This is a genomic window from Streptomyces sp. R41, from assembly GCF_041053055.1.
Lineage (GTDB): Bacteria > Actinomycetota > Actinomycetes > Streptomycetales > Streptomycetaceae > Streptomyces.
The window spans coordinates 6597091-6612169 of record NZ_CP163443.1; the positions used below are offsets into that span (position 1 = coordinate 6597091).

Below are 15079 nucleotides of genomic sequence, written 5' to 3' on the forward strand. Positions count from 1 at the left end.
GCGGATTCGGATCATGGGATGCCCGACCGGGCTGATTCAAGATCCAATCGTCCGGAAAGCCGGGCGAGTCTACCCATCCCCGCAGATACCTATGCGCCGTGCGGCCAGATTTTCTTCCCCTAACGGGTTGAACTTTTGTTGATCGTGGGTCAGTTGGCCGCCCGATCGCCTTACCCTTCAGAGGGTGAACCAACTGATGTCCCGAGAGTCCGAGGCCGATCTCCCCGGGGAACCACAGCTCCCCGGCGCGCTGCCCGAGGCACTGCGCGCCGAACTCGTCGCGTTCCGCCGCGACCTGCACATGCACCCGGAGCTCGGCAACCAGGAGTTCCGCACCACGGCGGCGCTGAAGGCGCGCCTGGAGCAGGCGGGCCTGAAGCCGCGCGTCCTCGACACCGGGACCGGCCTCATCTGTGACATCGGCGACTGGGACGGCGTACGGCCCATGCTCGCGCTGCGCGCCGACATCGACGCGCTGCCCATTCCGGACACGAAGACCGAGTGCGCGTACCGGTCGACCGTGCCGGACCGCGCCCACGCCTGCGGTCACGACGTGCACACCACGGTCGTCCTCGGCGCCGGGCTCGTCCTCGCCGAGCTGCACCGCGAGGGGCGACTGCCCCGGCCGGTACGGCTGATCTTCCAGCCCGCGGAGGAGGTGCTGCCCGGCGGCGCCCCGGACGCGATCGAGTCGGGCGTTCTCGACGGCGTCGGCCAGATGATCGGCGTGCACTGCGACCCGAGGGTGGACGCGGGCCGCATCGGCCTGCGGCACGGCGCGATCACCTCCGCGTGCGACCGGCTCGAAGTCTCACTCGACGGCGCGGGCGGTCACACCGCGCGTCCCCACCTCACCACCGACCTCGTCACCGCCGCGGCCCGTGTCGTGACCGACGTACCGGCGCTCGTCGCCCGGCGCGTCGACGCCCGCAGCGGGCTCGCCGTGACCTGGGGACGGATCGAGTCCGGCCACGCCTGCAATGTCATCCCGCAGCACGCCGAACTCTCCGGGACCGTACGGTGCCTGGATCTCGACGCCTGGCGGGCCGCGCCCGACCTGGTGCACGCGGCCATCGACGAGATCGCGAACCTGTACCGCGCCAAGTCCGAGATCAACTACATCCGGGGCGTCCCGCCGGTCGTCAACGACCCGGCCGTCACGGAACTCCTCCGCGACGCCATGACCGCCCGGCGCGGAGCGCACTCCATCGAGGACACGGAACAGAGCCTCGGCGGCGAGGACTTCTCCTGGTACCTGGAGCACGTGCCCGGCGCGATGGCCCGCCTCGGCGTGCGGACGCCGGGCGACCGCACCACTCGTGACCTGCACCGGGGCGACTTCGACGCGGACGAGTCGGCCATCACGGTCGGGGTCGAGATGTTCACGGCGGCGGCACTGCTGGATACCGGGGCATGAGGAAAGCGGGCGCGGCCGGCGACTCCGGTCGCGCCCGCCAACCCCGCGCAGTAGCGTGGCCGCAGCCATTCACAACCACTGGCATCGTCACGCAGACTGTCCCTTCCGGACGCGAAGCGTGACGGCCATGGTGGGCGTTGCATCCCCAGATGCTCCTTTCGGTCCCGTGGTTCACAAGGACGTAACCGGCCATCGGCACGAATGGATAACAGCCACGCGGTACCCCGTTCCCTGGACGGTCTACGCGCGTTAATGTGCGCCGAACTCAGCACCCACTGCGGGGCTTTGGAGAATGGGGAGCTTCAGATGCGTCGGATATCCAGCCTGACCCGCGTCGCGGTGGGGGTCGCGTCGCTCGCACTTGCCGCCACGGCCTGCGGCGGCACCAGTAAGGACAGCGGCAACAGCAGCGGCGACAGCAGCAAGAGCGGCAAGGGCCTCGCCATTGCCTATGACGTCGGCGGCAAGGGCGACCAGTCCTTCAACGACGCCGCGTACGAGGGCCTGAAGAAGGCCAAGGCGGAGTTCAAGTACGACACCCAGGACATCGAGCCCACCGACGGCGAGACCGACGCCGACAAGGAGCAGCGCCTCGCGTCGCTGGCCAAGCAGGGCTACAACCCCGTCATCGGCATCGGGTTCGCCTACGGTCCCGCCCTGGAGGCGGTGGCCAAGAAGTACCCCAAGACCAGCTTCGGCATCGTGGACTCGGTCGTCGCGGGTGACAACGTGGCGTCCCTGGTCTTCGCCGAGCAGGAGTCCTCCTACCTCGCCGGTGTCGCCGCCGCCAAGGCCACCAAGTCCAACACGGTCGGCTTCGTGGGCGGTGTGGACATTCCGCTGATCCACAAGTTCGAGGCGGGCTACAAGCAGGGCGTCCAGGACACCAAGCCCGGCGTCAAGGTCCTGTCGCAGTACCTGACGCAGACCGCCGAGGAGGGCGGCTTCTCCAGCCCCGACAAGGGCAAGGCCGCCGCCGAGGGCCAGATCGAGAAGAAGGCCGACGTCGTCTACCAGGCGGCCGGCCTGTCCGGTCAGGGTGTGATCGAGGCCGCAGCCAAGGCGAAGGTGTGGGCGATCGGCGTCGACTCCGACCAGTACAAGCAGGAAGCGCTGGCCAAGTACAAGGACTACATCCTGACCTCCGCGCTCAAGGACGTCGGCGGTGCGGTCTACTCGCTCGCCAAGTCCGTCAAGGACGGCAAGCCGCTGACCGGTACGCAGACCTTCGACCTGAAGGTGAACGGCGTCGGTCTCGCCGACAGCAACCCGAAGATGGCGGAGATCTCCGGCCTCACCGACGCCGTGGCCAAGGCCAAGGCGGCCATCATCGACGGCTCCATCAAGGTCAAGACCGAGTAGTGACCGCGAGGGCGGTCTGAGGCTCGTTCCCGCCGGAACGGGCGAACGTGGTCGAAGTTACACAGAGCGGGCGGGCACCCACGGTGCCCGCCCGCTCTCGTGCCCCGGCGCAGGTCACCCACCGCCACAACTCCTTTGCGGTCGGCAAGTCTCCGCCCCGCGCGCAAGTGGCGTCGGGCACAGCCGGATAACAAGGTGGACAGAAGGGGTTTTCTAGTTGGTCTACGCGCGTTAATCTGCGGCGAAGCCAGCGCCAAGCCGTACCGTCAGGCGCTTGTACGACAGGAGCACAACACATGCGCCGGGTTCCCCGCATCGCGCTCGCAGGCGCTGCGACCGCCTCTCTCGCCCTCGTCATGTCCGCCTGTGGCGGCACCTCGACCTCCGCCGGCTCGTCGGACTCGAAGGGCGACAAGGGTCTCGCCATCGCCTATGACGTCGGCGGCAAGGGCGACCAGTCCTTCAACGACGCCGCGTACGAGGGCCTGAAGAAGGCCAAGGCGGAGTTCAAGTACGACACCGCCGACCTCGAGCCCACCGACGGCGAGACGGACGCGGACAAGACCCAGCGCCTGGTCTCGCTGGCCAAGCAGGGCTACAACCCGGTCGTCGGCATCGGTTACGCCTACGGCCCGGCTGTCAAGGCCGCCGCCGCGAAGTACCCGAACACGACCTTCGGCATCGTCGACGACTCCACCGTCACGGCGAAGAACGTCGCGGACCTGGTCTTCTCCGAGCAGGAGGCGTCCTACCTCGCCGGTGTCGCCGCCGCCAAGGCCACCAAGACCGACACCGTCGGCTTCGTGGGCGGCGTGGACGTTCCGCTGATCCACAAGTTCGAGGCGGGCTTCGAGCAGGGCGTCAAGGACACCAAGCCCGGCGTCAAGGTCCTCTCGCAGTACCTGACGCAGACCGCCGAGGAGGGCGGCTTCTCCAGCCCCGACAAGGGCAAGACGGCCGCTGAGGGCCAGATCGAGAAGAAGGCCGACGTCGTCTACGCGGCGGCCGGTCTGTCCGGTCAGGGTGTGATCGAGGCCGCCTCCGCCAACAAGGTGTGGGCGATCGGTGTCGACTCCGACCAGTACCAGCAGGAAGCTCTGAGCAAGTACAAGGACTCGATCCTGACCTCCGCGACCAAGAACGTCGCCAGTGCGGTGTACAACCTTGCGAAGTCGGTCGAGGACGGCAAGCCGGAGAGCGGTATCGTACGGGGCGATCTGAAGACCGGTGAGGTCGGCCTGGCCGATTCCAACCCGGAGTACAAGAGCAACACCGCGATCCAGGACGCCGTCAAGGCGGCCAAGGAGAAGATCATCAGCGGCGAGATCAAGGTCAAGACCAGCTGACGAGCAAGACCTCAGGAGCAGCCATGCGGTCCCGAGGAAGTTCAGGCGCATCCCCCTGCCGTCCGGCACGGGAGCGCGCCTGTTCTGCCTCGGCGCCGCTTGGTAACCGCGGGGTTACGTCCGCTCAACGGGATACGAGGAGTCTGGCTCCCCGTATCCCGTTCTCGCGGCGCGTGGCCCCCTTCGTTGCCGTAGGGGCGCTACGCGCGTAGACGACCCCCTTTCCCTCAGGAGAGTGCGCCATCAACGCGTCCAGCAGCCCTCCGGCCGGCGCGGTCAACGGTCAGGTGACCGCAGTCGAACTCGCCGGGATCACCAAGCGATTCCCCGGCGTCGTGGCCAACCACGACATCCACCTCAGCGTCCGCAAGGGCACCGTGCACGCTCTTGTCGGCGAGAACGGTGCCGGCAAGTCGACGCTGATGAAGATCCTCTACGGCATGCAGAAGCCGGACGAGGGCACCATCGCCGTCGACGGCGAGCAGGTCACCTTCTCGTCGCCCGCCGACGCCATCGTGCGCGGCATCGGCATGGTCCACCAGCACTTCATGCTGGCCGACAACCTCACCGTCCTGGAGAACGTCGTCCTGGGCAGCGAGAAGCTGTACGGCATCGGCGCCAAGGCCCGCCGCAAGATCGTGGAGATCTCCGAGCGCTATGGCCTCGGCGTCCGCCCCGACATCCTGGTCGAGAACCTCGGTGTCGCCGACCGCCAGCGCGTGGAGATCCTCAAGGTCCTCTACCGCGGCGCCCGCATCCTGATCCTGGACGAGCCCACCGCCGTACTCGTACCGCAGGAGGTCGACGCACTCTTCGACAACCTGCGCGAGCTCAAGTCCGAGGGCCTGTCCGTCATCTTCATCTCGCACAAGCTGGGCGAGGTCCTGTCCGTCGCCGACGAGATCACGGTCATCCGCCGCGGTACGACCGTCGGCACCGCCGTCCCCTCCGAGACGACGCCCCGCCAGCTCGCCGAGCTGATGGTGGGCAGCGAGCTGCCCACCCCGGAGACCGCCGAGTCCACCGTCACGGACAAGCCGGTCATCGAGGTCAAGGGCCTCACCGCCTTCGCCAGCGGCGGCGCCTCCCTCGGTGAGCTCGCCGAGCCGACGCCGGACAGCGGCCTGGTCGCGGAGGACAAGGCCGAGACCGCCGACGCGGTGAAGCGCGTCCTCGACGACGTCACCTTCACCATCCACGCGGGCGAGGTCATGGGCATCGCCGGCGTCGAGGGCAACGGTCAGACCGAGCTCATCGACGCGCTGATCGGCCTCAAGCGGGCCGACTCCGGCTCCGTCTCCTTCCTCGGCGAGGACATCACCGCCTGGGCCACCCGCAAGCGCCGGGAGCAGGGCATCGGTTACATCCCCGAGGACCGCCACCGCCACGGCCTCCTCCTGGAAGCCCCGCTCTGGGAGAACCGCATCCTCGGTCACGTCACCGAGAAGCCCAACGCGAAGGGCGTCTGGCTCGACATCAAGGGCGCCCAGGAGGACACGAAGCGGATCGTCAAGGAGTACGACGTCCGCACGCCCGGCATCGACGTCACCGCCGCCTCCCTGTCCGGCGGCAACCAGCAGAAGCTGATCGTCGGCCGCGAGATGAGCCACAACCCGAAGTTCCTGATCGCAGCCCACCCCACCCGCGGTGTGGACGTCGGCGCGCAGGCGCAGATCTGGGACCAGATCCGCGCGGCACGCCGTGAGGGCCTCGCCGTGCTGCTGATCTCCGCCGACCTGGACGAACTGATCGGCCTCTCCGACACGCTCCGGGTGATCTACAACGGCAGACTCGTCGCGGACGCCGACCCGGCCACCATCACCCCGGAGGAGCTCGGCTCGGCCATGACCGGCGCCGCCTCCGGACATCTCGAGAACGAAGAGCTCGCAGCGCAGGCGGAGCTCGAAGAGCACGCCGAAACCCCGGCAGACGCCCCGGAAGACGAGGCCCGCTGATGAAGAAGTTCGACAAGGAGCGCCTGCTCCTCGCGGTGGCCGGGCCGGTCATCGCGCTCGTCGTGGCCGTGGCGCTGACCTCGGTCGTGCTGATCGCCTCGGGCAAGAACCCGATCGAGCCGTACACGATCATGTTCGAGCAGGCCACGTTCTCCGACATCCAGGTCCTGATCATCAACCAGGCCTCGCTGTACTACATCGCGGCGCTCGCGGTGGCCATCGGCTTCCGGATGAACCTGTTCAACATCGGTGTGGACGGGCAGTACCAGCTCGCCGCCATGATGGCCGCGATCGTCGGCGCCCACGTCGCGCTGCCCGCGGCGCTCCAGGTCCCGCTGCTGATCCTGACCGCGGTCTTCACCGGCGCGTTCTGGGCCGGCATCGCCGGTGTCCTCAAGGTCACCCGCGGCGTCAGCGAGGTCGTCGCGACGATCATGCTCAACGCGATCGCGACCTCTGTCATCGCCTACCTCTGGCTGCCCAGCGTCTTCGGCGTCAAGCTCGGCAACAACAACACCACCGGCGAGATGCACAAGTCCGGCTGGGTGCCCGGCTTCAACATGGGCGAGGCCGGCGAGATCTACGGCTTCGTGATCCTCGCGGCCGTGCTCGGCATCGGCTACTGGATCGTTCTCAACCGCACCCGCTTCGGCTTCGACCTGCGCGCCTCGGGCGCCTCGGAGAGCGCCGCCTCGGCCAGTGGTGTGGACCCCAAGCGCATGGTGCTCACCGCCATGCTGGTCTCCGGCGGGATGGCCGGCCTCGCGGGCCTGCCGATCCTGCTCGGCGACACGCACACCTACAGCCTGAACTTCCCGACCGGCATCGGTTTCCTCGGCATCGGTATCGCGCTGCTCGGCCGCAACAGCCCGGTGGGCATCGCCTTCGCGGCGCTGCTGTGGGCCTGGCTGGACAAGGCGTCGCCCGAGCTCGACTTCCACGGCTACGACAAGGAGATCGCGGTCATCATGCAGGGCCTGATCGTGATCGCGGTCGTCGTCTCGTACGAGGCCGTGCGCGAGTGGGGTCTGCGCCGTCAGCAGCGCCGCGTCGGCGCGGAACTCGCCGCGGGCCACGTCCTCGGCGCCGCCAACAACACCGAGAAGGAGGTGGCTGGCCGATGACCACCGCAACCGACGTCAACCAGCCCACGCTGCAGCCCGCGGCACCCGGCAGCCGCCGGCTGTCGCTCCCCGTCCTCCTGCTGGTCATCGCGGGCGGCCTGGCGCTGACCTCGATCGTCCGCATCATCACGGGCGCCGACGGCATCACCAACGTCAGTCAGATGTCGACCGCGCTCCAGCTGGCCGTCCCGATCGGCCTGGCCGGTCTCGGTGGCCTCTGGGCGGAGCGCTCGGGCGTCGTCAACATCGGCCTCGAGGGCATGATGATCCTCGGCACCTGGTTCGGCGCCTGGGCCGGCTATCAGTGGGGTCCGTGGACCGGTGTCCTGGTCGGCATCATCGGTGGCGCGATCGGCGGCCTGCTGCACGCGATCATCACGGTCACCTTCAACGTCAACCACATCGTCTCCGGTGTGGCCATCAACATCCTGGCGCTCGGCGCCACCCGCTACCTCGCCCCGCTCGCCTTCGAGGGAGTCCAGGGCGGCTCGGCCAAGCAGTCCCCGCCGGTCGACTCCCTCGGCCACTTCACGGTGCCAGGACTCTCCGACTGGCTCAGCACCCTGAACTCCAAGGGCTGGTTCTTCCTCTCGGACATCGCGGGCCTGCTCGGCGGCCTGGTCACCAACGTCTCCTGGCTGACCCTGATCGCCGTCGCGCTGATTCCCGCCACCTGGTGGATCCTGTGGCGCACGCCCTTCGGCCTGCGCCTGCGGTCCTGCGGTGAGAACCCGATCGCGGCTGAGTCGCTCGGTGTCAACGTCTACAAGTACAAGTACCTGGCCGTGATCATCTCCGGTGGCCTGGCCGGCCTCGGCGGTGTCTTCCTGTCGATCGTCGCCAACCCCTTCTACCTGGAGGGCCAGACCAGCGGCCGCGGCTACATCGGTCTCGCCGCGATGATCTTCGGCAACTGGATGCCGGGCGGACTCGCCCTGGGCGCGGGCCTGTTCGGCTACACCGACAGCCTCAACCTGCGCGGCGGCTCCGAGAACGTCCACGCACTGCTGCTGCTCGGCGCCATCCTGCTCGTCATCGGTGCGATCTGGCTGGTGATCAAGAAGAAGTACGTGACCTCGGTGATCACCCTGGCCGTCGGCGTGCTCGTGTTCCTCTGGTACTCCCTCACCGACGAGGTCCCGAACCAGATCGTCTCGGCCACGCCGTACGTCATCACCCTGCTCGTCCTCTCGCTTTCGGCGCAGCGCCTGCGGATGCCGAAGGCGGACGGCATGCCGTACCGGAAGGGACAGGGCAAGTGACGTCCGCCGACGCGGGTTCCGCGACCGTCGACTGGGAGGCGCTGCGCGAGGTGGCCCGCGCCGCCATGGCCCGCGCCTACGCCCCGTACTCGGGCTACCCGGTCGGCGTCGCCGCCCTCGTCGACGACGGCCGGATCGTCTCCGGCTGCAACGTCGAGAACGCCTCGTACGGGATCAGCCTGTGCGCCGAGTGCGGTCTGGTCTCCCAGCTGCAGAACACCGGGGGCGGCCGGCTGACGCACTTCACCTGCGTCGACGGACGGGGCGAGATCCTGGTGCCGTGCGGACGCTGCCGCCAGCTGCTGTTCGAGTTCGGCGGGCCCGATCTGATCCTGGAGACCCCGGCCGGAATCCTGCCGCTCTCCGAGATGCTCCCCCAGGCCTTCGGGCCGGACCATCTCACCCAGTAACTCCCGTGCGGCCCCTCCTGATCCACTGATGATCTCCGGGAGGGGCCGCTCATCTTTCGGAAGGAAAGCCATGGCCATGGACGCCGTCTCCGTCATCCGCACCAAGCGGGACCGCGCCGAGCTCAGCGACGAGCAGATCGACTGGGTCATCGACGCGTACACCCGCGGCGAGGTCGCCGACTACCAGATGGCCGCCCTCAACATGGCGATCCTGCTCAACGGCATGAACCGCCGTGAGATCGCCCGCTGGACCGCCGCGATGATCGCCTCGGGGGAGCGCATGGACTTCTCGTCCCTGTCTCGCCCGACCGCCGACAAGCACTCCACCGGTGGCGTGGGCGACAAGATCACGCTGCCCCTCGCGCCCCTCGTGGCCGCCTGTGGCGCGGCGGTTCCGCAGCTGTCCGGGCGCGGTCTCGGCCACACCGGCGGCACGCTGGACAAGCTGGAGTCGATCCCGGGCTGGCGCGCGCTGCTGTCCAACGAGGAGATGCTGCACGTCCTCGACACGACGGGCGCGGTGATCTGCGCGGCGGGCGACGGCCTGGCTCCGGCGGACAAGAAGCTCTACGCGCTCCGCGACGTCACGGGCACGGTGGAGGCGATCCCCCTGATCGCGTCCTCCATCATGTCCAAGAAGATCGCCGAGGGCACGGGCTCGCTCGTCCTGGACGTGAAGGTCGGCACCGGCGCCTTCATGAAGACCATCGAGGACGCGCGGGAACTCGCCTCCACGATGGTGGGTCTGGGCACGGACCACGGCGTGAAGACGGTCGCGCTCCTGACGGACATGTCGACGCCGCTCGGTCTGACGGCGGGCAACGCCCTGGAGGTCCGCGAGTCGGTCGAGGTCCTCGCGGGCGGTGGCCCCTCGGACGTCGTCGACCTCACCATCGCGCTGGCGCGCGAGATGCTCGACGCGGCCGGCATCAAGGACGCCGACCCGGCGAAGGCGCTGGCCGACGGCTCCGCGATGGACGTCTGGCGCCGCATGATCGCCGCGCAGGGCGGCGACCCGGACGCCGAGCTGCCCGTCGCGCGCGAGCAGCATGTGGTGAACGCCCCGGCCTCCGGCGTCCTGGCCCGCCTCGACGCGTACGACATCGGCATCGCCGCCTGGCGCCTCGGCGCCGGCCGCGCCCGCAAGGAGGACCCGGTGCAGGCCGGCGCGGGCGTCGAACTGCACGCCAAGCCGGGCGACACGGTGACGGCGGGCCAGCCCCTCCTCACCCTCCACACGGACACCCCGGAGCGCTTCGAGTACGCGCTCCAGGCGGTCGAGGGCTCGTACGACATCGCGGCCGCGGGTACGGACTTCAAGCCGACCCCGATCGTGCTGGACCGGATCGCCTGACCCGGACCTTCCTCGGGTGAACGGGATCGGTGGACCTGCGCCGGTCCCGTTCGGCGTTCCCGGCGATGAGTGGCGATGAGTTCCGGGTCCCCGGCCGGTCTACTGACTGTGGACGCCACGACACCCGCCGTACTTGTGCTGCCCGGACCCGTCACCCGTGACGAGGTGCCGCGGCTCTGTGACGACGTGCGCGCGCAACTGGAGGCGACCGGGACCGGGGTCGTGGTCTGCGATGTCGCGGGGCTCGGCCCGCCCGGTCTGGCCACCGTCGACGTACTGGCGAGACTGGAGCTGGCCGCACGGCGGGCCGGGGGCCGGATACGACTGCGGAACCCGGACCCGGCACTGCGCGCCCTACTGGACCTGGTCGGCCTCCGATTCGACGCCGTCGACGCCATCGAGTCGGAGGGGGAGCCCGAAGAGCGGGAACCAGCGGGCGGTGTCCAGGAAGCAGTGGAACCCGGTGATGCGCCCCTTTGAGATCTCCAGCGCCTGCACCGCCCAGGGCGTGTAGCCCCCCGCTTCGGGATCCGGCTTGTACTGGGCGAAGCCCGGCAGGCCGTTGACCTCGACCGGCACCAGGCGCGAGCCCGCGCACGCGGCGCCCAGCGTCGTCATGAAGCCGGTGATGTCGTCCGTGCCGCGCAGCCACAGGTCGAACGGCGGCATCGTCATGATCGCGTCCTCGTGGAGCAGCGCCGTCAGCGCCGTCATGTCGTACCCCTCGAACGCGGCGACATAGCGGTCCAGGAGCTTCTGCTGCTCCTCGTCGAGCGGATCCGAGGTGGCGGCCTCCGCGCCGGCGCCGTCGCTCTCGGCGAGGGTGGCGCGGGCCCGCTGCAGCGCGCTGTTGACCGACGCCACGGAGGTGCCGAGCAGCTCGGCGACCTCGCTCGCCTTCCATGCGAGGACCTCGCGCAGGATGAGCACCGCCCGCTGCTTCGGCGGCAGTTGCTGCAGGGCCGCCATGAAGGCGAGGCGCACCGACTCCTTCGCGACCGCCGCCTCGGCCGGGTCGCCGGCCGTCGGCAGTACGCGGGCGTCGGGCATGGGCTCCAGCCACGTGTTGTCCGGGCGGGGTGTGAGTGCCGCCTGGGCCAGCGGGGAGGGGGCGGTGAGATCCATGGGGCGAGCCCTCCTATTGCCCGCGTTCAGCATGTCCAGGCATACGTTCGTCGCGATCCGGTACAGCCAAGACCGCATGGAGGAACGGCCCTCGAACTTGTCGTAGCTGCGCCAGGCGCGGACCATCGTGTCCTGTACCGCGTCCTCGGCCTCGAAGGAGGAGCCGAGCATCCGGTAGCAGTACCCGGTCAGCTCGACCCGGTGCTTCTCCAGCCGGACGTCCAGGTCTGTCGTCGTGCCGTCGGTGCTCATAGCCAACCCACCCCTGTGGCCGTGTTCCGTCCCGCGCGTCGTTGCGCCAGCACTTCGGAAGCTACCGCAGCCCACTGACAATGGCGTGCGGAGCGGGGAAAGGTGCAGGTGGGAGGGGGGTTGCCCTGGAGGGTGTTTCGCCCCCGCCGCCCCTGCCCGTCCCGTACCTGCTCCGCCCCAGACCCCGTTCGCGCAGTTCCCCGCGCCCCTCAACAGGGGCGCGGGGAACTGCGCGATCTTTTAAGCGGGGGTCTGGGGGCGGCGGGGGCGGAAGACGCCTTCAGTGGGCCAGGGCCGGCTTCCGGCGGGACTGGACGCGGGCCGCGTGGGAGCCGAAGACCGTGATGGTCACGACGCCGAGGACCGCCAGCAGACCCAGCGTCACCGTGCCGGCCCAACCGCCCGCGTGGAAGGCGACGGCCCCCAGCGTGCTGCCGGCACTGGAGCCGACGTAGTACGCGGACTGGTACAGGGCCGAGGCCTGAGCCCGGCCACGCACCGCGGTGTGGCTCACCGACGACGACGCCACCGCATGCCCCGCGAAGAAGCCCGCGGTGATCAGGACCAGACCGAGCAGCACGAGCGGGAGCGAATCGGCCAGGGACAGCAGCAGACCGGAGGTCGTCGTTCCGCCCGCCAGGTAGAGCGACCCGCGGCGGCCCAGCCGGCCGACGAGCCTGCCCGCCGTGGACGCCGACACCGTACCGACCAGATAGACCAGGAAGATCGAGCCGATGATGCCCTGGGGGAGCGAGAAGGGGGCGTCGGTGAGGCGGTAGCCGATGACGGTGTAGACCCCGCCGAAGACCATCATGAACAGCGCGCCGATCGCGTACAGCCGGCACAGAAGAGGGTTCGCGAGGTGGTCGCGGACCGTGCGCGCCAGGACGCGCGGCCGCAGCGAGCCCGGAGTGAAGTGCGAAGGCGCCGGGAGCAGCAGCCGGAAGGCGACCGCGCACGCCACCGCGATGATCCCGATCGCGCCGACGGCCACGCGCCAGCCCCACTCCTGCGCCACCCAGCCGGTGATGACCCGACCGCTCATCCCGCCGACGCTGTTGCCCGCCACGAAGAGGCCGATCGCCGTGATCAAGGCCTTGGGGCGGACCTCCTCGGCCAGGTACGCCGTCGCCGACGCCGGAAGTCCGGCGAGGGCCGCGCCCTGCACCGCCCGCAGCACCACCAGCGCGCCGATCGACGGGGCGAAGGGGACCAGCAGCCCGACCGTCACCGCCACCGCAAGCGACGCCGTCATCAACGTACGCCGCCCGAAACGCTCCGACAGCGCGCTCATGGGGAGGACGAAGAGCGCCAGCGCACCCGTCGCGGCCGACACCGTCCAGCTCGCCTCGCTCGCGGTGACCCCGAAGTCCGTGGAGACGAGCGGGAGGAGAGCCTGCGTGGAGTAGAGGAGCGCGAAGGTCGCGACACCCGCGAGGAAGAGGGCGAAGCTCATCCGGCGGTAGCCGGGCCCGCCCGGGGCCATACGGGAGTCGACGGACGAAGGCGCGGACGTCACGGAAGGGGCAGAAGCGGCGGTGGCGGCGTCCACGGTGGTGGACGCCCCGGTACTGGCGGAAGGCATACTTCGAAACTAAGGACCCGCCACTCATCCGTCCAATGCATGGAAACTCCATAATCGTTCCCATGGTGCATCAGCAGAGGTCAGAAGCTCACCTGTCACCGTCCAGTGACACAGAAGACAGCGCGGGCATGTCGAGGTTGCTCGCCCCACGCCTCGCGTACTTCGCCGGGGTCGCCCGCACCGAGCACGTCACCCGGGCCGCGCAGGAGATGCGGGTCCCGCAGTCGACCCTGTCGCGGGCCATGGTCCGGCTCGAGCAGGACCTGGGCGTCGACCTGTTCGCGCGCAAGGGACGGACCGTCTCCCTCACGGCCGCGGGGCGTACGTTCCTCGGCTCCGTCGAGCGGGCCCTCGCCGAGATCGAGCGCGCCGCCGACGAGGTACGCGCCGACGCCGACCCGGCCACCGGCAAGGTCGCCTTCGGCTTCCTGCACACCATGGGCTCGGAGACGGTACCGGGCCTGATCCGCGCCTTCCGCGCCGACCACCCCCGCGTCCGCTTCAGCCTCGTCCAGAACTACGGCGAGGCGATGCTGGAGCGGCTGCGCTCGGGCGAGTTGGACCTTTGTCTCACCTCGCCCGTGCCGGACGCGCCCGACCTGGTCGGCCGCCGCCTCGACGAGCAGAAACTCCGGCTCGTCGTACCGGCCGATCACCGCCTCGCCGCCCGTAAACGCATCCGCCTGGCCGAGGCCGCCGACGAGACCTTCGTGACCCTGGAACCCGGCTACGGCATGCGCCGTATCACCGACGACCTCTGCAAGGAGGCGGGCTTCAAACCACGCATCGCCTTCGAGGGCGAGGAGGCGGAGACACTACGGGGCCTCGTGGCCGCGGGTCTCGGGGTTGCCCTCCTCCCGCCACCCGCCGTACCCCGCCCGGGGGTTGTGGAGCTCACGGTGACCGCCCCACGCGCGGCACGCGAAATCGGCGTGGCGTGGCTGGAAGGCCACCCGGACACTCCACCGGTGGCCGCCTTCAAGAAGTTCCTGCTGTCGAGGAGGGGACATCTGCTCCCCGACTGACGGTCCCAGGAGCGCCCTTTCAGGGGCGCGGGGAACTGTGCGACCAGCCCACGGCGACCCGCAGACAACGCACGGCCTAGTGACGTAGAGCCTTCCCGAAGCCGGAGGCCAACGGCATACGCAACCCCAACGGCGGCGGCGCCGCCAGCGCGTCCTCGAGCGGGCGGGACAGAGTCCGGCCGAACAACGCTCCCATGACGAAGTCCTCCGCCAGCGCGTGGACTTCGGCCCGGTGCTGATGCAACGCGTGCCCGTCGGAGTGGACCTCGAACCGACAGATGTCCCGGTTCGCCTTCTTCGCGCGCGCCGCGAGCCGGAAGGACAGCTCCGGGTCGGTGCGCTCGTCGTTCGTGCCGTGCACGATCAGCACACGGCGCCCGGCCAGCTGTTTCACCGGTTCGGGTGGCGCCGCCACGTCCTCCTCGGGCAGCCAAGGGGCGAGCGCCAGTACGGAGTTGACCGCCGTGTGCCCGCCCGCCCGCAGTGCCGCGCGGCCGCCCATGTCCACGCCGGCCAGGCACACCGGGACGTCTCCGTAACGGCGTACGACCTCGTCGGCGGCCCAGGACGCGTCGTTCGCCAGATGCGCCTCGCTGCCGTTCCAGCCGCGAAAGCGGTAGTGCACCACGTGGGTGACCAGGCCTTCCGCGTGTCCCGCGCGGGTGAGGCGGCGTCCCAACACACGTACGGAGGCGGTCGCCATCATGGGGGACGGTCTGCGCGCGGAGGTCTCCTCGCCGCCCGGGAGCAGCAGAACCACTCCGCTGACCGCCGTCGGCTCAGGGCCGAGCGCCCTCCCCAGCCGGGCCCTGCGAACCGGCGTCGCTTGCTGTGCCATGACAGAACAGTGTCAGAAGCGATG

Annotated in this window: 12 protein-coding genes and 1 pseudogene; 10 read left to right on the forward strand and 3 right to left on the reverse strand. The window is 69.6% G+C overall.

The annotated features are described in order from the left end of the window. The first annotated feature begins 196 nt into the window (after window positions 1–196). The 9 genes and pseudogenes from AB5J53_RS30245 to AB5J53_RS30285 all read left to right on the forward strand — a co-directional run. Window positions 197–1417: a M20 family metallopeptidase gene (locus tag AB5J53_RS30245; RefSeq protein ID WP_369248777.1), complete on the forward strand. Its 1221-nt coding sequence runs from the start codon at window positions 197–199 to the stop codon at window positions 1415–1417. A gap of 306 nt (window positions 1418–1723) precedes the next feature. Next, window positions 1724–2779, forward strand: a complete 1056-nt coding sequence (locus tag AB5J53_RS30250) for a BMP family protein (RefSeq protein ID WP_369248778.1) — start codon at window positions 1724–1726, stop codon at window positions 2777–2779. Window positions 2780–3075: 296 nt separating this feature from the next. Next, a complete protein-coding gene (locus AB5J53_RS30255) occupies window positions 3076–4125 on the forward strand; it encodes a BMP family protein (RefSeq protein WP_369248779.1) in 1050 nt (349 codons plus the stop codon). A 287-nt stretch (window positions 4126–4412) separates the two neighbouring features. Continuing rightward, complete coding sequence (locus tag AB5J53_RS30260; protein ID WP_369248780.1) at window positions 4413–6080, forward strand: ABC transporter ATP-binding protein; 1668 nt, start codon at window positions 4413–4415, stop codon at window positions 6078–6080. Continuing rightward, a complete protein-coding gene (locus tag AB5J53_RS30265) occupies window positions 6080–7204 on the forward strand; it encodes an ABC transporter permease (RefSeq protein WP_369248781.1) in 1125 nt (374 codons plus the stop codon). The genes AB5J53_RS30260 and AB5J53_RS30265 overlap by 1 nt, the downstream gene beginning before the upstream one ends. After that, on the forward strand, window positions 7201–8466 hold the full coding sequence (locus AB5J53_RS30270; protein ID WP_369248782.1) for an ABC transporter permease: 1266 nt from the start codon (window positions 7201–7203) through the stop codon (window positions 8464–8466). Before AB5J53_RS30265 ends, AB5J53_RS30270 begins: the two co-directional genes overlap by 4 nt. Then, a complete protein-coding gene (locus AB5J53_RS30275; RefSeq protein WP_369248783.1) occupies window positions 8463–8876 on the forward strand; it encodes a cytidine deaminase in 414 nt (137 codons plus the stop codon). Before AB5J53_RS30270 ends, AB5J53_RS30275 begins: the two co-directional genes overlap by 4 nt. 70 nt (window positions 8877–8946) lie before the next feature. Further along, window positions 8947–10230, forward strand: coding sequence for a thymidine phosphorylase (locus AB5J53_RS30280; protein WP_369248784.1), 1284 nt, complete (start codon window positions 8947–8949; stop codon window positions 10228–10230). Window positions 10231–10305: 75 nt separating this feature from the next. Beyond that, window positions 10306–10545 (forward strand): annotated as a pseudogene (locus AB5J53_RS30285) (STAS domain-containing protein); the annotation flags it as partial. A 39-nt stretch (window positions 10546–10584) separates the two neighbouring features. Here AB5J53_RS30285 and AB5J53_RS30290 read toward each other — a convergent pair. Both AB5J53_RS30290 and AB5J53_RS30295 read right to left on the reverse strand, forming a co-directional pair. Then, on the reverse strand, window positions 10585–11607 hold the full coding sequence (locus AB5J53_RS30290) for a sigma-70 family RNA polymerase sigma factor (RefSeq protein WP_369248785.1): 1023 nt from the start codon (window positions 11605–11607) through the stop codon (window positions 10585–10587). Window positions 11608–11887: 280 nt separating this feature from the next. Then, on the reverse strand, window positions 11888–13192 hold the full coding sequence (locus AB5J53_RS30295) for an MFS transporter (protein ID WP_369248786.1): 1305 nt from the start codon (window positions 13190–13192) through the stop codon (window positions 11888–11890). A gap of 62 nt (window positions 13193–13254) precedes the next feature. Between AB5J53_RS30295 and AB5J53_RS30300 the strand changes: the two genes are divergently transcribed. After that, on the forward strand, window positions 13255–14217 hold the full coding sequence (locus tag AB5J53_RS30300; protein WP_369248787.1) for a LysR substrate-binding domain-containing protein: 963 nt from the start codon (window positions 13255–13257) through the stop codon (window positions 14215–14217). Between the two features lie 76 nt (window positions 14218–14293). On the opposite strand, the gene AB5J53_RS30305 is transcribed toward AB5J53_RS30300, so the two are convergent. After that, the gene (locus tag AB5J53_RS30305; protein ID WP_369248788.1) at window positions 14294–15055 is read right to left on the reverse strand and encodes an alpha/beta hydrolase family protein; all 762 of its coding nucleotides are present in this window, start codon (window positions 15053–15055) and stop codon (window positions 14294–14296) included. Between the last annotated feature and the right edge of the window lie 24 nt (window positions 15056–15079).